At 67.6% G+C, this 940-nt stretch carries 1 protein-coding gene; it reads left to right on the forward strand.

From position 1 onward, the window contains the following. Positions 1 to 940: IPT/TIG domain-containing protein (locus IRT45_RS36330; protein ID WP_194810266.1), on the forward strand; the 940-nt coding region annotated here is incomplete at both ends.

The raw sequence follows: 940 nt of genomic DNA on the forward strand, positions 1-940 counted from the left end.
TATCGTCCCGAACGCCGGTCCGGTCGCGGGTGGGACGACGGTCGTGCTGACCGGAACGAATCTGACGGGTGCGACCGCGGTGAGTTTCGGTGGTACACCGGCCACTTCGTTCACGATCGACTCCGATACCCAGATCACCGCCGTCGCCCCCGCTGAGTCGGCTGGAACGGTCACGGTCACCGTCACCACAGCCGGTGGCATCAGCAATGGTGTCTCCTTCACCTATGTCGCGGAGCCGACACTGACCACTATCGCCCCGGACGCCGGTCCGGTGGCGGGTGGGACGACCGTTGTGCTGACCGGGACGAATCTGACGGGTGCGACCGGGGTGAGTTTCGGTGGCACACCAGCGAGTTCGTTCACGATCGACTCCGCCACGCAGATCACTGCGGTCGCTCCCGCAGGTGCGGCGGGAACGGTGTCGGTCACTGTCACCACCGCGGGAGGAACAAGCAACGGGGTGTCCTACACCTACGTCGCGGTGCCCACGCTGAGCTCCATCGCGCCCAACGCCGGCCCGGTGACGGGTGGGACCACGGTGGTGCTGACCGGGACAGCTTTGACCGGTGCGACGGCGGTGGATTTCGGTGCCACACCAGCGACGTCGTTCGCCGTCGACTCCGCCACGCAGATCACGGCGGTCGCTCCCGCCGGGTCGGCCGGGACGGTATCGGTCACCGTCACCACCGTGGGTGGCACAAGCAACGGTGTCTCCTACACCTACGCGGCGGTGCCCACGCTGACCACCGTGGCGCCGAACGCCGGACCGGTGACGGGTGGCACGACGGTCGTGCTGACCGGAACGAATCTGACCGGTGCGACCGCGGTGAATTTCGGTGCTACACCGGCGACCTCGTTCACTGTCGACTCCGCCACGCAGATCACCGCCGTCACCCCAGCAGACGCGGCCGGAACAGTCACAGTCACCGTCACCACCGCG

The sequence above is a fragment of the Nocardia sp. BSTN01 genome (assembly GCF_015354405.1).
GTDB lineage: Bacteria > Actinomycetota > Actinomycetes > Mycobacteriales > Mycobacteriaceae > Nocardia.